The following is a 22,137-nucleotide window of genomic DNA, read 5'->3' as shown; positions in this document are numbered from 1 at the left end:
GATAATTAAAATATGGCAATTTTTGTGGGGATTTAACTGGTCTTTGCAGTAAATAACCTTGCATTAAATTAATGCCTAAATACTTCAATAACACTAGCTCTTCATCTCTTTCTATGCCTTCAGCAATCACTTGCGTACCAGTCTCTTTTGCTAATTCAATGATCATTTTTAAAAACGTTTTTTTTACAAAACTCTGATCACAATGATCTATAAAATATCTGTCAATCTTCACGATATCAGGCAATAACTCTGACCATTGCTTTAATCCAGAGTAACCTGCACCTAAATCATCTATTGCGATTGCAAAACCTAAATCTCTATAGTGCTGAATCGTTTGCTTAAATAAATCATCATCTGCAACTTTTTCTTGCTCAGTCACTTCTATTATTACACGATTTGCAGCTAAACCATTTTGCGCTAATAGATGTAAAGTTTCACCTTTTGGATGAGATGGATCTAACAAAACATTAGGGCTCACATTTAACAAAAGTTTACCCTCTAAATTTAAATGAGCAAAATTTACAATTGCTTTTTTACGGCATAATAACTCCAACTCAGATATTTTTTCCTCGCTAGAGGCTAGTTTGAATAATACTTCAGGAGATTCTAATGTAGTATCTTTTGGACCTCGACTTAATGCCTCATAGCCTAAAATAGTTTTATTACCAAAATCAAAAACTGGCTGAAACACAGTTGTGATCATTTCTTTTTCAAGTATTTCAGTAAAAAAAACAACATCAGAACCCATAAAATGTACCCAATTTAATTCAGTCACTTATTGTATGAAATTTACATGACAGTTTTATTGCAAAAAAAACGACTCTATTGAGTCGTTTATATCAAGTTGAATTTTTTAAAAACATTTATGGCATTTCATCAAATTCTGCACCTTCTTTTTCAACTACTTCCGGTATCATATCTTCTTTACTTACACCTAATGCAACTGCTACCGCACTTGCAACATAAATAGAAGAGTATGTACCAACAAAAACACCAAATAATAATGCAGTAGCAAAACCATGAATGATTTGCCCCCCCCAAACAAATAAGGCCATTAATACTAATAATGTGGTAATTGAAGTAACCAAAGTACGGTTAAAAGTTTGTGTTAATGAGATATCAATAATTTCTAATGTGTCATCAATACGCACTTTACGGAAGTTTTCACGAATACGATCAGATACAACAATGGTATCATTAAGTGAATAACCTATCACCGCTAAAATCGCAGCCAATACAGTTAAATCAAACTCTAAACCTAATAATGAAAATAAACCTACAGTCAAAATAACATCATGAGCAAGCGCCACAACAGCCCCTAAAGCAAAACGCCATTCAAAACGCATCGCAACATAGATTAAGATACAAATAAGCGCAGTCAGCATAGCTAAGCCACCTTGCTCTTTTAAATCTTCACCAACACTAGGCCCTACAAACTCAATTCGGCGCATTTGGGCCTTTTCATCAACAAGATTCATTGCATCCATCAACTGATTACCAATGACTTCCGCTTTTACATCTTTACCACGTGGTGCCAAACGAATTAATACGTCTGTACTTGAACCAAATAACTGTAATGATGCATCAGGGAAGCCATTTTCAGATAATACTGTACGGATTTTTTTTAGATCTGCTGTTTGTGAAAAACCAACCTCAACAGAAGTACCGCCGGTAAAATCTAATCCTAGCTCTAATCCTTTACCAAAAAACATAGCAGCAGAGGCTATCATCATTAAAATAGAGAACCCCATGGCGATTTTACGTTTCGCCATGAAACTAATCGTGCCTTTAATATTTAATAATTGCATATGTATTCTCTCTTATATCGACAGCGAATCTAGGCGTTTACCACCCCAGATAAAGTTAACAACGGCACGAGTACCTACTATCGCAGTAAACATCGAAGTTAAAATACCTATTGCAAGTGTGATGGCAAAGCCTGCAATTGGACCTGTTCCAACCGAATACAAAATTGCTGCTGCTATTAATGTTGTGATATTAGCATCTAATATTGTACTAAAAGCACTGTTATAACCTTCATGAATCGCTTGTTGTGGGCTGCGACCATCAGCAAGTTCTTCACGGATACGTTCAAATATAAGCACGTTAGCATCTACAGCCATACCAACGGTCAGTACGATACCAGCAATACCAGGTAAAGTTAATGCTGCTCCAGGTATCAGTGACATGACACCAAAAATAAGAACAAGGTTTGCACCCAATGCTAAGTTAGCTACTAAACCAAACTTACGGTAATACATAAACATAAAGGCCAGTACTAGTACAAAGCCTATTACAACAGCTTTCATGCCTTTTTCAATATTTTCTTTACCTAAACTAGGACCTACAGTTCGCTCTTCAACAATTTGAATGGGCGCAACAAGTGCACCAGCACGCAGTAATAAACTTAACGTATGTGCTTCAGCCGGATTGTCTAAACCAGTAATACGGAATGAGCGACCTAAACGGGCTTGAATCGTCGCGACGTTAATCACTTCTTCAACCTTGATAGGTGGCAGTGCCTTACCATTTTTATCTTTTTTACCTGATGGTTTATATTCGATAAAAACAGTTGCCATACGTTTACCTTGGGCTGTTTTAGTAAAGGCTGACATTTTATTTCCGCCTTTACTATCTAACTGAATATTTACCTGTGGACGACCGTTTTCATCATTACCAGACTGCGCGCCAGTAATATGAGAACCACCTAAAATAATACGTTTTTTCAGTAAAACTGGGTAACCTTGGCGATGCATAATAATTTCAGAGCCTGGAGGTACACGACCGGCAGCAGCATCTCGCACATCTGAGTTTTCATCAACTAAGCGGAACTCTAGAATTGCCGTTGCGCCTAAAATTTCTTTTGCACGTGCTGTATCTTGAATACCTGGTAGTTGCACAATAATACGCTCAGCACCTTGACGTTGTACATTTGGTTCAGCGACACCAATTTGATTAACTCGATTACGGATAATTGTTTCATTTTGCTTAATAGCATAAGTGCGAATTTCTTTTATTTTTATGTCGCTTAAATTAACAACAAACGCTAAGTCATTACTTCTATCATCGCTAAAGATATAATCGCGGTATCTATCTTTTAAGAAACGCTCAGCTTTATCTTTGAGCTCAGCTGTACGCATCACAACTTGCACTTTATCTTGACCACTTACACGGCGAATCGTTTTATAACGAATTTTTTCACCACGTAAATCAGCACGGAAATCTTGAACCATAGTTTCCATAGACTTATTAAGTGCTGTAGTCATATCCACTTCCATCGTAAAATGAACACCACCGCTTAAATCTAAACCTAGCTTCATAGGTGAACCACCTAAACTTTCAAGCCACTTAGGTGTATCTGGTACCATGCTAATTGCAGATATATAACCATCACCTAAAACACCTCTTAAAAGATCTTGTGCTTTAAGTTGCGAATCTACATCTTTAAAGCGAATTAAAACTTGATCTTTATCCAGTTCAGACGATTTTAATTCAATATTATTGTCAGCCATTGCTTTAGATACTTTATCTAAAATAGCTAAATCAGCTGTTGCGCCTTTTGCACCTGAGATTTGTATTGCCGGATCACGACCATACAAATTTGGAGATGAGTATATTAAACCTATAATCACTATCGCCAATACCATCAAGTACTTCCATACTGGGTACTTATTCACCTGTTGTATCCTTCTTATTTTTTATAAGTTGGCTATAAATAAAATTTATAGCCTTAGTTAAATCATTGTTTAACACACAAATCATCTTATAAAGATTTCATTGTGCCTTTTGGTAATACAGCAGACACTGCTGATTTTTGCACTGTCACTTGCGTTTGATCATTTAAAGCAATAACAACAAAATCTTTATCATCAGCTACTTTAGAGATTTTACCTACTAAACCACCTTGTGTAAGTACTTCATCACCTTTTCCAAGTGCGCTCATTAATGATTTATGTTCATTAACACGCTTAGCTTGTGGACGGTAAATCAAAAAATAAAAGACTAAACCGAATAGGGCTAGCATAATTAACATTTCGTAACCGCCGCCTGTCGCTGCTGCAGGTGCATCAGCTGCGTATGCATTTGACATAAAAAAACTCATAAAAACCTCTTTAGTATTGCTATTTTGAATATGTTATAGATTGGGTTTGTGCCCATAAATTACAAGACAGCACGTGCCGCCTTGTAGCTAAATTAAGTATTTTCTTTTAGTTCTGGTACTTTTTGGCCGCGAATGGCATAAAAGTTTTCAACAAATTCAGTTAATTTACCTTCACTGATTGCATCTCGTAAACCTTGCATTAAGCGTTGATAATAACGTAAATTGTGAATTGTATTCAATCGTGAACCTAAAATTTCATTACATTTGTCTAAATGATGTAAGTATGCACGAGAATAATTTTTACATGTATGACAATCACACTCAGAGTCAACTGGACCTGTATCCGTTTTATTTACTGCATTACGGATTTTTACGATGCCATCTGTAATGAATAAAAAACCATTTCGCGCATTGCGTGTTGGCATAACGCAATCAAACATGTCGATACCACGTCGAACTGATTCAACGAGATCTTCAGGTTTACCTACGCCCATTAAATAGCGTGGTTTATCTTTAGGCATTTTATAAGCACATTCATCAAGAATATTGATCATGTCTTCTTTAGGTTCGCCAACAGATAAACCACCTAATGCATAACCATCAAAGCCGATTTCTTCTAAACCTTTTTGAGATTGCGCTCTTAGTTCTGGATACATGCCACCTTGAATAATACCGAATAATGCTGACGGTTTTTTACCATCTTCAACATTATTGTGTTCACTTCTCGAGCGTTTTGCCCAACGCTGAGATAACTCCATAGAGTCTTTAGCTTCTTTTTCTGTTGCAGGGTAAGGTGTACATTCATCAAATATCATGACAATATCTGAGCCTAAGTCACGCTGAACTTGCATTGATTTCTCTGGAGTAAGCATGATTTTATCACCATTTACCGGAGAGCTAAACATTACGCCCTCTTCAGTGATTTTTCTCATTTTGCCTAAACTAAAAACTTGGAAGCCACCTGAATCAGTTAAGATTGGCTTATCCCAGTTCATAAAGTCATGTAAATCACCGTGCTGTTTAATGATTTCTGTTCCAGGGCGTAGCATTAAGTGAAAAGTATTACCTAGGCAAATATGTGCGCCAGTTTCTTTTACTTCATCTGGTGTCATGCCTTTTACTGTGCCATAGGTGCCTACAGGCATAAAAGCAGGTGTTTCGACTACACCACGTTCAAAAATCAAGCGACCACGACGGGCTTTGCCATCTGTACGGTCTAATTCAAATTTCATTTCAACCTCGTTTGCCGGAAAAACAGTCCAACTAATTTAGGGATATTACAGCTATAAACGCGCGATTTTACATGGTTTAGGGGGCAAGGTGCAAGTTAGATTCTATAGGCAAATAAGTTAGTAGAGTGACTTGTTAAATGGCGCGTTTAAGTTCACGATAAAATCATAAACTTAAATCGCCATTAAATTGAAGTTATTTTGTTTTTGGCTCTAAAAACATTGCATCACCATATGAGAAAAAGCGATATTTTTCAGCTATTGCCACTTGATAAGCGTGTTTAATATTATCAAAACCAGAAAATGCACTGACGAGCATAATCAGAGTTGATTCTGATAAATGAAAGTTAGTGATCATCGCATCGACTAATTTAAATTCATAACCTGGATTGATAAAAATATCAGTATCACCATAATAAGGTGCAAGCGCTCTTTTAGACTTCATTGCCGCAGACTCTAAAGAACGTACCGAAGTTGTGCCAACAGCAATAATGCGTCCACCACGTTTTTTTGCTGCTTTAATCGCTTCAATGACAGCATCAGGAACTTCTATATACTCTGAATGCATGACATGTTCGTCAATCGTTTCCACTTTAACTGGTTGAAATGTGCCTGCACCAACATGCAGGGTCACAAAAGCCATATCAACGCCTTTGTCTTTTAATTTAGCCATTAGTGTATCATCAAAATGCAAACCAGCAGTAGGCGCTGCAACGGCACCTGGCTTTTCACCGTAGACCGTTTGATAGCGTTTTCTATCTTTTTCAGTATCAGGGCGGTCAATATAAGGTGGTAATGGCATATGACCGATTTTATCTAAAATATCTAAAACACTTTCTTCACCGCTAAATTCAAGTTCAAATAATGAACCTTGACGTTGAACCATAGTCGCTTTAGCTACCCCTTCTAGAATTAATTCGTTACCAGGCTTAGGAGATTTACTTGCGCGTATATGTGCTAAAACTCTATGCTCATCGAGCACACGTTCAACTAAGACTTCTATTTTCCCACCCGATGCTTTTTGTCCGAACATTCTTGCCGGAATTACTTTGGTATTATTAAAAATGAGTAAATCATCATTATTTACAAAGTCTATTATATCACTGAATACATGATGAGCAAGTTCGCCAGTATTACCATCAAGTTTTAATAAACGACTACTACTGCGATCTTCTTTGGGAAATCGAGCGATCAACTCATCGGGTAATTCAAAGCTAAAATCAGCTACACGCATCAGGTTTTACATCCTATCTATTAAAAGCTATTTCTAAAAAATTCCGTTACTAGAAACAATTAGACTAAGTAGATTAAAAATCGCGCCAATTTTAGTGATTAGCGTGCTTTAAAGCAACCTTTCATCATGTTGCTCTTTTAAATTTGTTGCATTAGCATTATGCTAATTATCGAAATTACTTCATATAATTAGAGGCTGCCAAGAATGGCTGTTCAGCTTAAACTATTGATCTTAGATACAAGTTTGAAACAACGAAATACAATAAAACGAGCACTTGCGCACCTCAATGTATTTAAAATATTAGAAGTTAAAAATAGTGAAACAGCATTATCTCTGTTAAAAAAACAAGCTGTCGACCTTATAATTACAGGTTTGAATATTGGGAATATAGATGGCTGGCGCTTTGCACGTATGATCCGTTCCGGCTTATTAAAAACACCTAAAAATACACCAATCGTATTAACTGCATCCAATCATTTTGAACGTATCGCGGATACTACAGCAAGAAGTTATGGTATTGATGCAGTAGTTACCGAACAAAAAATGCAGCAGTTAACGCAAATTTTAGCTAACGTGCTTTCCAGCCATTTAAAAAAAAGCAGCAGATTAAACCTTTTATTAATAGATCCAATTAAGGAACAAGCAGATGAAATTTCTGTATATTTAAAAGATACTTTTATTGTTACTCAAGCCACAAATAGTAAAGATGCAATAGCCCTATTCCAGCAAAATTTATATTCAATTGTATTAATAAACTCAATGGCCCAATTATCACCTAGCGCTAAAGAATTAGTAGCATTATTTTTAAAATTAAAAATGAACCAAGCAATTGTCACCATTATTGATACCGATGATGCTAATGTTGCTGAACAACTATTACTATCTGGAGTAAGTGATTTCATTCGGATCCCGTATAGTCAACCTATATTAAATAAAGTATGTGATCAAGCTGCTCGCCGTGAAGATTTCATGGTGAGTTACGCAGAATTTGCCACTAAAGTAGAGCAACTAAGCCAAAGCCAGCAAAGATATAAAGATTTATTTTCAGCACATCAAAGAATATTACATCATTTAAATACTGTTGTTTTAGAACTTGATGAAAAGGGCACTATTAGATTTATTAACCCAGCTTGGGAGACTTTGTTAGGCTATGACTTTAAGAGCAGTTTAGCAAAAGAGTTTAGCCTATTTTGTATTCCTGAGTTTAAAAATAAATTACAAAATAGTATTACTGCCATTTTAAATAGTCATTTTCAACAACAAACTTTACAACTACAATTACAACATAAACTAGGAAACCCAATTTGGGTTGAGTGTCGATTACAATCAATAAAAAGTGATAAAACACACGCGAGTATCACAGCAAGTATAGATAACATTCATGAGCGTAAACAAACTGAATTTCAATTACAGCATTTAGCTTTGCACGATACACTCACGGGGCTACATAATCGGCATTATTTTGATTTGTCACTCAATCAGTTATGTAAAGATACAAAAGATCTAAAACAACATGCATTACTGTATATTGACTTAGATCACTTTAAAATAATTAATGATACTTTGGGTCATCAACAAGGTGATATTGTACTAAAGAAAGCAGCTAAGTTATTCCAACATGCAATTATCGAAGGCCAAGTTTTATGTCGAATTGGTGGCGATGAATTTGCGGTTCTTTTACAGGATATAGAACTATTAGATGCTTATGCTATTGCTGAAGCCCTATGTCAGTCAATTGAAAAATATCAATTTAAAACCATAGAACGTGATTACTCTATTAGCTGTTCAATTGGCTTAACAATGATTTCTGTGGACAATAAAGATGCCAACGAATGTCTAAAACAATCAGATATTGCATTATATGTCGCTAAAAACAGAGGTAGAAATTTAGTTCATTGCTTTAGCAATGACGATGATAAAAGTGAACAAATGATGGCTAAACTCGCTTGGACACGCCAAGTGAGATTAGCACTAGAGCAAGATCAAATAGAGCTACACTTTCAACCTATTTGGGATTTTAAACAAGAAAAAGTAGCATACTTTGAAACGCTACTTCGGTTAATAATTAATAATGAGCTCATATATCCAAACCAGTTCATTCCCCCTTTAGAGCTTATTTCTGACATGAACTTGTTAGATCACTGTGTTGTTAAAACAGCGATATGCAATGCAGCTCAACATCCTGTACTCAATAAAATTGCAATTAATTTATCAGCTCAAGCATTTTCCGATGAAGGTTTATTACCTTTAATTAAAAATACGCTAAAACAATATAAAGTTGATCCGCAAAGGATTGTTTTTGAAATAACAGAATCTGCAAGCATTAGTAATTTAACTGCTACAATAACGATGATTGAACATTTAAAAATACTTGGCTGTGGGTTTTCTATTGATGATTTTGGTACTGGATTTAGTACTTTTAGTTACTTAAAACAGCTGCCAGCCGATCAAGTGAAAATTGACGGTTCATTTGTTAAAGACATGCTTAATGATCCTATTGACCTTGCTTTGGTAAAAGCAATTAAAGATATTAGCCACTCACTTAATAAAACATGTGTTGCTGAATGTGTAGAAGACTTATCAACTTTCAATGCTTTAAAGGAAATTGGTGTCGATTACGCTCAGGGATACTTAATTTCAAAGCCGCTCAAAGCACAAGATATTTCAGAAAAATTAAAAAAAATAACACTTTAAAGCATCTAATTAACAAAATAAAAACCTTTTTTTCATTTTTAAACTTTCTCAAATTGATACCTAGTCTATAATAAGTTTCAAAAGGATGTGGTTTAATAGTGAGGGGTCAGAAATAACAATGTTTATAGTATTGCTATTGTTAGCTAATGTGTTAATTGCTTATTACTGTTATTTAAATGCTAAGCAAAAAGGATACCCTGTCATAACTTTTGCAGTTTTAGGGTTATTACCCTATTTAAATTTAGTTGTATTAGTTTATTTGCTTTTTTTACCTAAACAAAAAAATCATTCAGATATTGAAAAAATACCATTGTAAGTTTATAGGTTTGCTACGCATTTCTATTTAGGCCTCTTCGAGGTATGCTTTAAAATAAAACTTAAAACTCTTGTGTTTAAATCTTTATTACTTCAAGGTGAAGTGCTGTAGTATCTTGAAGTCGTATTAAAGGAAACTGCCACGCAGTGGCTCTAGCAAAGCTACGTAGCAGATTTATTTAGAAATGATAATTAATAGACTTGGCTAATAACTGCTTCGCATTAATATTGCCTATCACACATGATTTAATATCTTTTTTAGTAAAAATATAAATAATATCACTTTTATCACCTGCGTTTTTCAACACAAAGTTTACGCTTTCACTATTTGGCAAGTTTCTTAATCCAGCACCATAATCACATAAACTTATTGATAGAATATTTTTTATATTTTTTAATGTTAATTTTTTTCTCTCTAGTGCTTTCGTTTTGTTTTTTGTTTTATTTTCACGAATTTCTACTCTTAGCTTTTGCTGCTTAGATTCTAATTGTTTTTTTTGTGTCTTTAATTTTTTCACTTGAACTTCAAGCTTCTGTTTACGTATTTCAAGATCTTTTACATCATCTTTATCTGCATTACGTCGCTCAAAGTTAATATCGCGAGCTTCTCTTTCTATTGAACGTATTTCATGATCAACATCACGCTCTCGTTCCGCCAGCTCACGAATATGTTCACCTGTTTGCGCTATTGCCTCTAAAGCCGAGTTATAAGCCTCTCCTGAGATCGAAAGCACTTGTTCTGTTATTTCTCCCATCTGAGTTTCACCAAAGTAAAAGTCAATAGGTGCTGCATGTACTGGTACTGGTACTGGCGGTAAGATATTCGTCCAACTAAAGCTATTTATATCAAATGACCGCGCATCAAGTTTAAAAGTAATACCTTGAGATATAAGGTATTGCGATTCTATATGGCGTACTCCTAAGTTTTTATCTTGCGCAAACGACGCTTTTAATATGTTGCTCATTATATTGACTTCTCGTTTGATTTTATCTAAATCAACAGAAACCTCCTTTGAATTTACGGGTGCACTAAACAGCGCTAATGCCAAACTAGATAAAATAAACGTTTTCATATTATTGCTCCGATAATGTATTTTGTGCGACTTTTGTCAAATTTTGGTTTTCAACTTGCTCAGCCAAATCATTAAGTTGTAACTTGATCTGGGTTTGGTCTTGATTTCTTTGCTCTTTTAGATAAGTGATTAACGTATTAATATCTTCTCTGCGTTCAATACGTCCGGTATCAATTGCTTGCTGCGCCATTTTCCAAGCTTGCTGCAAATTGTCTTGTTGAATTTGATTTAGTATTTTTTTCAATTCATTAAATCGTATTTTTTGTGTCTCTGCTTGGTTAAAAGTGACCGAAATTCCTTGACTTGAAACATCTAATTGAGCTTGAGTGACAACTAAAATACACAATACAAATGACATTGCTAGCATAACGCCATTAAGCCAATTCCACTTAAATCCGACTTTTTCATTTGAAGGTTTGGTAAACCAAGTCTGTTCTTTATTCCATTTAGGCACTTGCGTTTGTTGATACTCACCGCCTTGCGTTTGCCATTGAATTGCATTTTTATACAATTGACTAAAAACAGGATCTTGTATCAATAGTTTTTTATCTAATTCTGATAACTTTCCTGTATCTAACCAAATATCAAATATTTTATTTAAGTCAGACATTAGCTTACCTCCAAGCGCTGCTTTAATTTATAAAGTGCACTGTATAATCGAGACTTAACCGTATTACTTGACACATCTAACTGATACGCTATTTGCTCAAAGGTATAATATTGAAAAAATTTTAATTCAATCACATTTCTTTGCTCCCAAGGTAGTTGAGACATCGCACTTATCACTTGCTCATTACCTTGCTTCTTAAATAGCGATAATTCAGGGGAATCATAATCAGAGTTACTAATAGGCTCAGGTAAACCATTCAATTGCTGACAAACTTTTCGTTTTCTATAAAATTCAATGCAGCGAAAATGTGCGATGCTAATTGCCCATGTTTTAAAACTACTATCAAAACGAAAACTATCTAAACTTTTATAAATGCTAATAAAAGCCTCTTGTAACATATCTAATGCATCGTCAGGATTACCTAGCATACGTAAGCAGTAATGATAAATTGGCTTTTCAAACTCTTCAACTAACTTAAACCAAGCTTTTTTATCGCCTTGTTTCGCTTTATTAATAAGCTTCTTTTCTGATTGAAAAAACACATAGATCCTAAGTTCTTTTTCTTATTAGTCGATTGGACAATAAAAAAAGTTTGGAAAAAAATAAAAAAATTTTAGATTGCACTAAACTTCTATTTATCAGCATAAACAAAATTACCAGTAAACAAGGAGTCAGTATGTCACTAACACTCGACATGAGCAGAATTGATAGCGCATTAGAGGGATTTACCATACCACCTCGACCTGATATGCTAAAACAAGTTCAACAAGAAGTTGAAAAAAAAGAACCTGATTTAAAAGTAATTTCCCAAGCAATAAACCAAGATATCGGTATTGCAGGATTTACCCTAAAAGTAGTTAATTCACCTTTATTTAGTTTACCTAAAAAAATATCGACTATCGAACATGCATGTATATTCTTAGGTTTAAACCGACTCATTAAATTAGTTAATAGTATTATTTTAAGATTCACTCTCAATGCTGGTAGCGAAGAAATATTCACAGAAAAACTGTGGAATAGCTCAATGAAAATTGGCAACGCAAGTTTGATTTTAGCGCAACATTTTGATTTAGGAAAAGACTTTTCGGATGATTGCTATACTACAGGATTATTTCATAATGCTGGTATGGCACTTGTTTTTTCACAAAGTTCAGATTATCCTAATTTATTACGCCAAGCTTACTTAAATAATGCCATTATTGGCGAATTTGAAGAAGAACATTTTGAAACCTCTCATGAGGTTCTTGGTTTTTTGATTGCACAGTCTTGGGGTCTAAATAGCGAAATTAGCAATGTCATAGCATATCATCATAGTCCCAATATAATGCTAGCAACTGGAGAAGCATCAGAAAAACAAATGTTTGCAATTTTAAAGCTTGCCGAACATATGACTAATTCAACAGAAATCCTTACTGGCGTTAATCCAGATAATGAATGGGAGAAGTTCTCAACTCAAATTCTGGATGTTTTACACTTAGAAGATTTCCAATTATTAGATTTAGGTGAAACCTTATTTAGGGCCGGTATAGACAATATTTATCATATGTAAACGGTCAATATAGCAAAGATTACTCGCACTTACTTTCAATAAATGGTGCAATTTTATCACTGAAAAGCCTAAAGTCACGAATACGACCAGTGGTTTTTCGCCATAATAAACCTATTTCACGATAAGCATCATCTTGGGCTGACATAAAACGCATGTTTTTATGATTTAAAATTCCTGCATTAAGTGCCATTTGAGGTAAAAAGGTTACTCCTAACTTATTCTCAACCATGCTCAATAAAGTATGCACATTACTCGCTTCAAAAGGATTAATACATTGATTTTCACTTAAATGACAAGCACTTAAAGCATGTTCTGTCATACAATGCTCTCTTGCTAATAAAAACACGCTCGATTTAGGTAATAAATTAAAATCGATAATTTCGCTTGATGCATCAAAATCTTGATGCATCACTAAGTTAAATTTATCTTGCGCTAAAATTTTCATATGAAACTTATTGGTATCATAAGGTAACGCTAAAATAGTTAAATCTACCTGCCCTTTTTCTAACTTATCAAGTAAGTTATCGCTAGTATCTTCAATTAAAATCAATTCTAAATTTGGAAATTCAGTCTGACAAAAATGATATAAATCAGCTGCAATAAAACTTGCTATGGTTGGGATTAAACCTAGAGTCAGTTTTCCAGATAAAGGTGTCAAGAAGCTTCTTGTTAACTCTTTAACATTAATCGTATCATCAATGATTTTTTTAGCTCGCTCGACAACTTCTTCGCCTATAGGGGTAAACATCAAACTACGATTTTCTCTCTCTATAAGTTGACAACCTAAGTTTTCTTCCAGATTTTGAATCGCACTGCTTAAAGTTGATTGACCGATAAAACACGCTTGTGCTGCACGTCCAAAATGTTGCTGTTGATGTACAGATAAAAGGTACTGTAATTGTTTGATACTTGGTAAATTATTCAAAAAAAAACCCTTAAAAAGATATCGCTATACCAATGAAAATAATAAGGCCAACATAATGATTATTTAAAAATGCTTTAAAACACAAACTCGGCTCTGTGTTTTTGATGAGCCATTGTTGATAAATAAAGAAACCAATCGCTAATATCAGGCTAAGATAAAATCGTTCAGATAATTTATATTCTAGAGCGATATAGCCCAATAAAAACACACTGACTAACTGTAATAGACCAATAATAACTCTATCAAATTTACCAAATAAAATAGCCGTAGATTTTATGCCTATTTTAATATCATCATTTTTATCAACCATACCGTACATAGTGTCATAGGCAACCGTCCAGCATAAGTTAGCTAAATATAAAATCCAAGCTTGTACTGGTATATGTCCTAATACAGCCATGTAAGCCATAGGAATAGACCAACTAAAAGCTGCCCCTAATATTACTTGTGGCAGATGAGTATAACGTTTCATAAATGGGTAGCAAAAAGCCAATAATAAACCACCAAAAGATAACAACACAGTTTGCCAACTCAATAACAAAACAATTAAAAAAGCACAGAGTATTAAAACGATAAATAACTCAATAGCCTCAATTGAAGTCACGACCCCTGTCGCTAAAGGTCGCATTTTAGTACGTTCAACATGGCCATCAACTTTACGGTCAGCAAAGTCATTAATAACACAACCAGCACTTCGCATAATAAATACGCCAAGACTAAATACAATTAAATGTAGCCAATTAGGTATACCATCACTTGCTAACCATAAAGCCCAGTAAGTTGGCCAAAGTAATAATAAAGAACCTATCGGCTTATCAGTTCTCATCAACTGCTTGTAATATTTCCAGTTATTTAACTGTAAATGCCATTTCATCATGATAAATATATTTTATAATTTAAAGTAAGCTACAAAGCTTTAGTTTCAAGAAAAGAGCCAGGTAAAAAGATCTCACACACTAATAATTTTTTCTGTGCCAAAGATAAAACACTTCGTCTTCCCCAGCTATTTAGTTCTGATAAACCTAACATTTCAGCAACTTTTGCAACCGGATGAGAAACATCAAACTTTGCAATCTCAATATTATCTCGTTCGATAGAAGGATCTTTAAATATTTGCTCACCTAAAGGTTTAGTCCCTAATGACGCTAGGTTATGATTTTGTAATTTCTGTACCTCTAATGGGATCCAACTCTGAGCATATACTTGAGGTTTATCGTCACAATATAAAATCACCTCTCTAAACAATGCAGGCTGCACATCCACCTTTAATATACTTGCTTGAGTCAAAGTTAAATCTTGAACTATTTCACTCAATACTTTCACTTCAAAATATTTGCTATTAAGCTTTAATCTTGCAGTAAGTGAACTTGTTTCAAATAACCAATTAGATTCGGTTTCATTCAATTCATCAGGAACAAAATCAAACCAATTATTATCAAGTGTTAGGGGATAATCGGGCACGACACAACAACCAAAAAAATAAGACATGAGATCATAAAATAATTTTTCCATTTTTGATATGAATAAAATAGGTAAAGCTATGAGATTATTTTTCAGAGTTTGTTATAATTCATAAAAGTTATTGTATTGTAGCTGTTTTATTAATTAAAATTATCAATTTATAGAGAGTACTTAATGCGTCCCTTTGCTTTGCTACTATGTTCTATCACATTTGTTCTAACCAGCTTTACTAGTTCTGCGACCTCAAATTTAGGTTATTATGGATTTGAGCCAGATATCACAACAAACTATATTGGCACCTCTAAGAAAAAATTAGGTTTTGTTCGTGTCACAGTTGAACTTATGCTGCTTGATATGAGTGATCTTGAAATTGTTGAACATCACGCGCCTTTATTAAGAGACGCTCTTGTAGAAATTTTGAGTAAGGAACCTGAAGACAAAATTAAATCTTTAGTCGGCCGTGAAGAAATTAGAAAAAAATGTGCTGAAGCAATAAAAAAACTATTAAAAGTTGAAACAAGGCAAGAAATTATTCGTGATGTACTTTTTACTAAATATATATATAACTAGTAGAATTGTTAGTATAAAAATAATAAACAATTTCACTTTAGAATAACAGCCTACAAAAGTAGGCTAATTACTTCTATGATTATTATTTTGATAGAGATATATTTCATTAAATACAGTTTAAGTGAGAATATCCATAAATTTATAGCCTTATCTGCTGCCTTTAAGTTTAGCCTTTAGCTTTTAGCTTTTACCCTCAAAAAAGCTAAAACCATACCTGTGATCAAACCAAATAAATGTGCCCAATTTGCCATACCAACAAATAGTACATCGGCAAAACCTAAAAACATCCAAATCAACATAAAGCCAACTATTGGTTTTGCAATTACAATTCCAGCACTAGGTTTAAGCCAATGGTAAATCCAACAAAATCCTAATAATGCATAAACAACACCAGATAAACCGCCAAAATTAGGCCCGACTAATAAATATTGCGCCCAGTTACTAACCATTGCACTCAATAAAAAAATCACTAATAAGTTCGACTTTCCTAATGATTTTTCTATTTGATCACCTAATTGCATCCACCACATTAAGTTAAAAATAATATGAATAGCTGAAAAGTGAATAATCGCCGGCGTGATCCAGTTTATAGGATTACTTGGTTGAAATTGTAGTACTGCAAATAAAGTATCAAAACCACCTAATATGAAAGCAATATATATAATAATAGAAGTGACAGTAATACTTTGATTAAACCAGCTAAGGGCATTAAAGCGTTGCTTTATATTAAGTGGTGAACCTGAGTATTGAAAAGGCACACTTGATACACCGGCATCCCAGGATGCTGCTAGGTATTTATCTTGATTGGGATCTCTGTCAAATTCCCCCCATAAGTCATGAGCCTGTGAGTAATTATGCTCTTCAACTAAAATTGCTGCTACTTTCTCTTGCCCTTTCACTAATTGAGCATTGATATTTTGCGTTTTTAAATAATCAATAAAACCTTGAGCAGCTCTTATGTTATCTAATTGGGCTAATAAAATCATAACTCACCTTTTTAAAATCAATTCAATTGTTATTGGGTATTTTTAAGAAAAATCAAGTTGTGTTAATACCGTTCTAACTCAGCTAATTAACACTTTGTTACTTCACTTGGGAACTTTACGGCCCAATCAGTAAAACCACCAACTAAACTATATACATCTTCAAAATCTTGCCCAATTAAATAATTTGCAGCGCCTTGTGAACTAATACCATGATAACAAACCACTATAATCGGCTGTTCGAAGTCACGTTCCATCATAAATTGCGCTATATTGTCATTTGAAACATTAATTGAATTAGGGATATGAGCGTCATTAAAAGAGCTTGCATCTCTAATGTCTGCAATCACTAAATTATCTTCTGATAAACGCGCTTTTAATTGTACTGAATCAATTGCTTTAAATGTCATGATCTACCTTTAACTGTTATATTTACTTTTCAAAAAAAAGCGCGAATAAATTCGCGCCTTCATTTTACACTTATAGCGAACTTAAAACTAATCCCAATTAAGAATTACTTTACCTGATTGCCCTGAAACCATAGTATCAAAGCCTTTTTGGAAGTCATTGATATGAAATTCATGGGTTAAAATTGGATTTAAATCTAAACCAGATTGAATCAAACTTGCCATTTTATACCAAGTTTCAAACATTTCTCGACCATATATACCTTTGATGACTAAACCTTTAAAGATAACTTGGTTCCAATCAACTGCCATATCTGAAGGAGGAATACCTAACATAGCAATTTTACCGCCATGGTTCATATTATTAAGCATAGAATTAAAGGCTGATGGTACACCCGACATTTCAAGACCTACATCAAAACCTTCAGTCATATCTAACTCAGTCATGATCTCTTCAAGTTTTTCAGTAGCAACATTCACAGCGCGTGTTGCACCCATTTTTCGTGCTAACTCAAGTCTGTATTCATTAACGTCTGTGATCACAACGTGTCGAGCACCAACATGCTTAGCAACCGCAGCTGCCATAATGCCGATAGGACCAGCACCTGTGATTAATACATCTTCACCCACTAAATCAAAAGAAAGTGCTGTATGAACTGCATTGCCAAATGGATCAAAAATAGCAGCTAATTCATCTGAAATATTGCTTGGAATTTTAAAAGCATTAAAAGCAGGGATCACTAAATATTCAGCAAAAGCACCTTCACGGTTGACACCAACACCCGTTGTATTACGACATAAATGTACACGACCAGCACGACAGTTACGACAGTGTCCACAAGTGATATGGCCTTCACCCGAAACACGATCACCGACTGTAAAACCTCTTACTTCTTGGCCCATATCAACAACTTCACCAACATACTCATGACCTACAACCATAGGTATTGGGATAGTATTTTGTGACCATTCATCCCACTTATAAATATGTACGTCGGTACCACAAATCGCAGTTTTACGTATTTTAATTAATAAGTCATTATGTCCAACTTCAGGTTTTGGTACGTCAGTCATCCAAATCCCTGGTTCTGCCTTTAATTTTGATAATGCTTTCATGATTAAATCACTCCCATCTCTTTTCCGATACGAGTAAAAGCAGAAATGGCTTTATCAAGCTGTGCTTTAGTATGTGCAGCAGATATTTGAGTACGAATACGCGCCTGACCTTTTGGAACAACAGGGAATGAAAAACCTGTTACGTAAATACCTTCAGCTAATAGCTTATCTGCCATATCTGATGCTAATTTGGCATCACCTAACATAACAGGAATAATTGCGTGATCTTTACCACCACATGTAAACCCTGCAGCTTCCATTTGTTCACGGAAATAAGCAACGTTATCCCATAATGTCGCGCGGAGTTCGCCGCCATCAGCTAGCATATCTAGTACTTTAATTGATGCATTAACAATTGAAGGTGCTAATGAGTTTGAAAATAAGTATGGACGAGAACGTTGACGTAACCATTCTACAATTTCAGCTGTTGCAGCAGTATAACCACCTGAAGCACCACCCAGTGCTTTACCTAAAGTACCTGTAACAATATCAACACGATCCATCACACCACAGTGTTCAGCTGTACCACAGCCATTTTCACCAACAAAGCCAACTGCATGAGAATCATCAACCATTACAAGAGCATCATATTTATCAGCTAAATCACATACTCCAGCTAAATTACAAATAACACCATCCATTGAGAATACGCCATCAGTTGCAATTAATTTTGTTTTTGCACCAGCGGCATCAGCGGCAATTAATTGTTCTTCTAACGCTGCCATATCGTTGTTAGCATAACGGAAACGTTTCGCTTTACATAAACGCACACCATCTATAATAGAAGCATGATTTAATGCATCTGAAATAATTGCATCTCCAGGTCCTAATAAAGTTTCAAATAAACCTGTATTAGCATCAAAACAAGATGAATATAAAATTGTATCTTCAGTTTTTAGGAACTGACTGATTTTTTTCTCAAGCTGCTTATGGATATCTTGCGTGCCACAAATAAAACGTACAGATGCAACACCAAAACCATGATGCTCTAAACCTTGTTGAGCTGCAGCGATTAAATCAGGGTGGTTTGCTAAACCTAAATAGTTATTTGCACAAAAGTTAATAACCTGTTCACCAGAACTTACAGTGATCTCTGCTTGTTGTTGAGAAGTAATAATACGCTCATTTTTATACAAACCATCAAGTTTAACTTGTTCAATTTGTTGCTTTAACTGATCATAAAATGCAGATGCTCTCATCTATTTCTCCAAAATTTGAACGGACAATTAACTACATTGCATACTTTATGCAAAATAACTGTATTTGATAATAAATTCGGTCTAGTTTAAAAGTTTAGTCTTTTAAATGCACTCTCTATTCCCATGAGTAAGTACAATGTAATACATAAAAAATATTAATATCCCTAACGGGTGAATAAAGTTTGCCATATTTCATCTGCAATTACTTTAGCTTCAGCTGTAATAGGCTTTCCTGATTTCACTAATATTTTAGTCTTAATGCCGGCAGCTTGCGCAGCTTGAAGGTCTGATATTTTATCACCTACCATAATGCTCTGAGTGACATCGATATCAAACTTGCTAATTGCTTTATTTAACATGCCTGGCATAGGTTTTCTGCAATCACATTCTTTTAAATATTCGGGTAAGGCTTTCTTAGGGTGATGCGGGCAAAAGTAAACTTCAGTTATAGGGATTTGATGTTTGTTAAATTCTGATTTCATCCAATCGGTTAGCACATTAAAATCTTGCTCTGAATAATAACCTCGACCAATCCCTGATTGGTTTGTCACCACAATAATCATAAAGCCTTGTTTTATAAATTGCTGACAGGCATCAAATACACCATCAATAAATTCAAAGTCTTCTATTTTAGAGACATAGGCATGATCATGGTTTATTACGCCATCCCTATCTAGAAATACCGCCTTATTCATTAAACAGACTCCAAAATTGCTTTATCACTTACGATACGATCAAACATATTCACAACTTCTTCTATTTGAATTTGTGACATTAAATTTTTTCCTTTACAGCGTTTACCCCAAGGTAATTGCGCAGCTGTTTTACCAAACTGTGCTTTTAAATTTTTATGATAAACCTCAACCGCATATTCTTGATATTGATAGGGGCCAGTGCGTTTAGGGTTTGAGTGGGCATATAAACCAATAACAGGCGTATCAACAGTCACTGCCATATGAGCTGGTCCTGTATCAGGAGCGAGCACTAAATCAGCTTGTTTTAAAATACATAGCAATTGCTTTAAGTTTGTTTTACCCACTAAGTTTAATACTTCAAAATCACAATGCGCTTTAATATCATTGGCTAATTGCTTTTCCATATCAACCGGCCCCCCGGTTAATATAACTTTAAAGCCTTTTTTATATGCATGTTGTGCCAAAGCAGCATATCGTTCAGGTAACCAATTTCTTTCTTTTTTACTGGCTGCAGCAGAAATAACAAATATTTTTTTATTTATATCATCAAAATGATTTAATTTTTTATTTGCAAAATCTAAATCAGCTTCACTATACGGCATTTGCCAACTAGGTTCATAATGAGGTACACCTATCGCCTTTGCGAAGCCTTGAAAGCCCTCTAAAACATGTGGTTCAGATTGCGAGGCTATGCGTTTATTTGTAAAAATAGCATGGCCCTCTTTACAACGAGACCAATCAAAGCCCACTTTAACTTTTGCAGGAATATAAGCTGCTGCAATATTTGCTCTTAATGCGACTTGCATATGCAATAACACATCAAATTTTTTACCTTTGAATTCTGCTTTTAGTTTTTTATATGCCACTTTACCTTGCTTTTTATCAAAAATAACAAACTTTATGCCAGGCAAGTCCGCTAATAACATGGCTTCTACTTTACCTAAAACCCAAGTGATTTTTGCTTTTGGGTGATGTCGTTGAATTGCTTGAACAGCCGATACTGCATGACATACATCGCCAATAGCAGATAACCGAAGAATACATATATCTTGATACTGATTGGTTTGAACCACAATTCACCTTTAAATTATAAACACAGCAAAAAATACGAATAGAAAGATTTTAAATGACTTAAAGCAACAAACCAAGTTTCCATCTAGCTGCAACAACGGTAAACTAATAATACTTTACATTTCATGCCTTTTTAAATGAATACCCAAATACGACAAAATAACAATCAGTATTTACTCAGTTGGCAATTAAACACGAGCGATTTATCACATGACTGGTTTAAGCCCGAGTATTGGCACGAGAAAAATAAAATCTATGCGCAAAAAAAAGGGCGCGCAAGTGTTTGGTTTTTTAGTCATCACAATATAAAAGGTGTGTTAAGGCATTACTGGCGCGGAGGTTTAATTGGTAAATTTTTACAAGATCAGTACCTCTATTTAGGGTTAGAAAAAACAAGAGTTTTTCAAGAATTTGAGTTATTAACGCAACTGAAACAAAAAGGGCTCAACGTACCTGACCCCATTGCAGCCCATATCACAAAAATAGGCCTCATTTATCGTGGCGATATTATCACATCAGCAATAGAAGGGGCTCAAAGCCTGCTAGATATTTTGAAACAGCGAAAACTCACCGAAAATGAAATAAAACAGGTTTCACAGTGTATCGCTACATTCCATAAAGCTGGTGTTTATCATGCTGATCTTAATATCAATAATATTTTATTTGATGATCAAGGTAAGGTTTTTTTAATTGATTTTGATCGCGGAGAATTAAAAAAACCTAACTCAAGTTGGCAACAAAGTAATATTTCACGATTACAACGCTCTTTTGAAAAAGAAAATAGCAGAAATCCTCAGTTTTTTTTGCAAAAAAATGATTGGAACGCATTATATGATACATATAAAAAGTACATGACTTAATTAAAATGATTAAACATAAGTCATGTATTTTGTTAAATTAATTT

21 protein-coding genes and 1 pseudogene are annotated in these 22,137 nt (G+C 34.5%); 4 read left to right on the top strand and 18 right to left on the bottom strand.

Annotation, left to right across the window (positions count from 1 at the left end; genetic code table 11):
- Window positions 1–25: 25 nt before the first annotated feature.
- The 6 genes and pseudogenes from CJF42_RS11420 to queA form a co-directional block, all read right to left on the bottom strand.
- Window positions 26–748 (bottom strand): annotated as a pseudogene (locus CJF42_RS11420) (EAL domain-containing protein); the annotation flags it as partial.
- Window positions 749–863: 115 nt separating this feature from the next.
- Window positions 864–1,808 (bottom strand): protein translocase subunit SecF, encoded by a 945-nt coding sequence (gene secF, locus CJF42_RS11415; RefSeq protein WP_095366808.1) that lies wholly within the window; start codon window positions 1,806–1,808, stop codon window positions 864–866.
- A gap of 12 nt (window positions 1,809–1,820) precedes the next feature.
- The gene (secD, locus tag CJF42_RS11410) at window positions 1,821–3,677 is read right to left on the bottom strand and encodes a protein translocase subunit SecD (RefSeq protein WP_286203493.1); all 1,857 of its coding nucleotides are present in this window, start codon (window positions 3,675–3,677) and stop codon (window positions 1,821–1,823) included.
- Between the two features lie 86 nt (window positions 3,678–3,763).
- Window positions 3,764–4,102 carry a preprotein translocase subunit YajC gene (gene yajC / locus CJF42_RS11405; protein WP_095366806.1) on the bottom strand — a complete coding sequence of 113 codons (339 nt, stop codon included), beginning with the start codon at window positions 4,100–4,102 and terminating at the stop codon, window positions 3,764–3,766.
- Between the two features lie 92 nt (window positions 4,103–4,194).
- Entirely contained in the window at window positions 4,195–5,334 is a 1,140-nt protein-coding gene (gene tgt / locus CJF42_RS11400) for a tRNA guanosine(34) transglycosylase Tgt (RefSeq protein WP_095366805.1), read from the bottom strand.
- Between the two features lie 193 nt (window positions 5,335–5,527).
- A complete protein-coding gene (gene queA / locus CJF42_RS11395; protein ID WP_095366804.1) occupies window positions 5,528–6,565 on the bottom strand; it encodes a tRNA preQ1(34) S-adenosylmethionine ribosyltransferase-isomerase QueA in 1,038 nt (345 codons plus the stop codon).
- 204 nt (window positions 6,566–6,769) lie between these two features.
- Between queA and CJF42_RS11390 the strand changes: the two genes are divergently transcribed.
- Window positions 6,770–9,259, top strand: a complete 2,490-nt coding sequence (locus CJF42_RS11390) for an EAL domain-containing protein (protein ID WP_095366803.1) — start codon at window positions 6,770–6,772, stop codon at window positions 9,257–9,259.
- A gap of 494 nt (window positions 9,260–9,753) precedes the next feature.
- Here the strand turns inward: CJF42_RS11390 and CJF42_RS11380 are convergent, their stop codons facing one another.
- From CJF42_RS11380 to CJF42_RS11370, 3 genes are read right to left on the bottom strand one after another with little or no spacing between them, the layout of a single operon-like run.
- Window positions 9,754–10,647: a hypothetical protein gene (locus CJF42_RS11380; RefSeq protein ID WP_095366802.1), complete on the bottom strand. Its 894-nt coding sequence runs from the start codon at window positions 10,645–10,647 to the stop codon at window positions 9,754–9,756.
- Window position 10,648: 1 nt separating this feature from the next.
- Complete coding sequence (locus CJF42_RS11375; RefSeq protein WP_095366801.1) at window positions 10,649–11,257, bottom strand: hypothetical protein; 609 nt, start codon at window positions 11,255–11,257, stop codon at window positions 10,649–10,651.
- Window positions 11,257–11,799, bottom strand: coding sequence for an RNA polymerase sigma factor (locus CJF42_RS11370; protein ID WP_095366800.1), 543 nt, complete (start codon window positions 11,797–11,799; stop codon window positions 11,257–11,259). The genes CJF42_RS11375 and CJF42_RS11370 overlap by 1 nt, the downstream gene beginning before the upstream one ends.
- A 134-nt stretch (window positions 11,800–11,933) precedes the next feature.
- Here CJF42_RS11370 and CJF42_RS11365 point away from each other — a divergent pair, with 134 nt between their 5' ends.
- Entirely contained in the window at window positions 11,934–12,806 is an 873-nt protein-coding gene (locus CJF42_RS11365; RefSeq protein ID WP_095366799.1) for an HDOD domain-containing protein, read from the top strand.
- Between the two features lie 19 nt (window positions 12,807–12,825).
- Here the strand turns inward: CJF42_RS11365 and CJF42_RS11360 are convergent, their stop codons facing one another.
- Genes CJF42_RS11360 through CJF42_RS11350 form a run of 3 tightly spaced genes read right to left on the bottom strand, consistent with a single transcriptional unit; the run spans window position 12,826 to window position 15,243 of the window.
- A complete protein-coding gene (locus tag CJF42_RS11360; RefSeq protein WP_095366798.1) occupies window positions 12,826–13,731 on the bottom strand; it encodes a hydrogen peroxide-inducible genes activator in 906 nt (301 codons plus the stop codon).
- 10 nt (window positions 13,732–13,741) lie between these two features.
- Window positions 13,742–14,608, bottom strand: a complete 867-nt coding sequence (ubiA, locus tag CJF42_RS11355) for a 4-hydroxybenzoate octaprenyltransferase (RefSeq protein ID WP_095366797.1) — start codon at window positions 14,606–14,608, stop codon at window positions 13,742–13,744.
- Between the two features lie 29 nt (window positions 14,609–14,637).
- The gene (locus tag CJF42_RS11350; protein WP_095366796.1) at window positions 14,638–15,243 is read right to left on the bottom strand and encodes a chorismate--pyruvate lyase family protein; all 606 of its coding nucleotides are present in this window, start codon (window positions 15,241–15,243) and stop codon (window positions 14,638–14,640) included.
- A 123-nt stretch (window positions 15,244–15,366) separates the two neighbouring features.
- Between CJF42_RS11350 and CJF42_RS11345 the strand changes: the two genes are divergently transcribed.
- Entirely contained in the window at window positions 15,367–15,762 is a 396-nt protein-coding gene (locus CJF42_RS11345) for a flagellar basal body-associated protein FliL (protein WP_095366795.1), read from the top strand.
- A 173-nt stretch (window positions 15,763–15,935) separates the two neighbouring features.
- Here the strand turns inward: CJF42_RS11345 and glpG are convergent, their stop codons facing one another.
- The 6 genes from glpG to CJF42_RS11315 all read right to left on the bottom strand — a co-directional run bounded on the left by glpG (window position 15,936) and on the right by CJF42_RS11315 (window position 21,235).
- Window positions 15,936–16,748 (bottom strand): rhomboid family intramembrane serine protease GlpG, encoded by an 813-nt coding sequence (glpG, locus tag CJF42_RS11340; RefSeq protein WP_095366794.1) that lies wholly within the window; start codon window positions 16,746–16,748, stop codon window positions 15,936–15,938.
- A gap of 86 nt (window positions 16,749–16,834) precedes the next feature.
- Entirely contained in the window at window positions 16,835–17,155 is a 321-nt protein-coding gene (glpE, locus tag CJF42_RS11335; protein ID WP_095366793.1) for a thiosulfate sulfurtransferase GlpE, read from the bottom strand.
- Window positions 17,156–17,242: 87 nt separating this feature from the next.
- Window positions 17,243–18,268, bottom strand: coding sequence for an L-threonine 3-dehydrogenase (gene tdh / locus CJF42_RS11330; RefSeq protein WP_095366792.1), 1,026 nt, complete (start codon window positions 18,266–18,268; stop codon window positions 17,243–17,245).
- Between the two features lie 2 nt (window positions 18,269–18,270).
- Window positions 18,271–19,467, bottom strand: coding sequence for a glycine C-acetyltransferase (locus CJF42_RS11325; RefSeq protein ID WP_095366791.1), 1,197 nt, complete (start codon window positions 19,465–19,467; stop codon window positions 18,271–18,273).
- Between the two features lie 164 nt (window positions 19,468–19,631).
- Window positions 19,632–20,162: a D-glycero-beta-D-manno-heptose 1,7-bisphosphate 7-phosphatase gene (gene gmhB / locus CJF42_RS11320; RefSeq protein ID WP_095366790.1), complete on the bottom strand. Its 531-nt coding sequence runs from the start codon at window positions 20,160–20,162 to the stop codon at window positions 19,632–19,634.
- On the bottom strand, window positions 20,162–21,235 hold the full coding sequence (locus CJF42_RS11315) for a glycosyltransferase family 9 protein (RefSeq protein ID WP_095366789.1): 1,074 nt from the start codon (window positions 21,233–21,235) through the stop codon (window positions 20,162–20,164). The genes gmhB and CJF42_RS11315 overlap by 1 nt, the downstream gene beginning before the upstream one ends.
- A gap of 135 nt (window positions 21,236–21,370) precedes the next feature.
- Between CJF42_RS11315 and CJF42_RS11310 the strand changes: the two genes are divergently transcribed.
- Complete coding sequence (locus tag CJF42_RS11310) at window positions 21,371–22,093, top strand: 3-deoxy-D-manno-octulosonic acid kinase (protein WP_095366788.1); 723 nt, start codon at window positions 21,371–21,373, stop codon at window positions 22,091–22,093.
- Window positions 22,094–22,137 lie beyond the last annotated feature (44 nt).

It is taken from the genome of Pseudoalteromonas sp. NBT06-2 (genome assembly GCF_002276045.1).
Taxonomy (GTDB): domain Bacteria; phylum Pseudomonadota; class Gammaproteobacteria; order Enterobacterales; family Alteromonadaceae; genus Pseudoalteromonas.
Note: the sequence above shows the minus strand (reverse complement) of the source record. Positions and strands in the feature narration are given on the sequence as shown.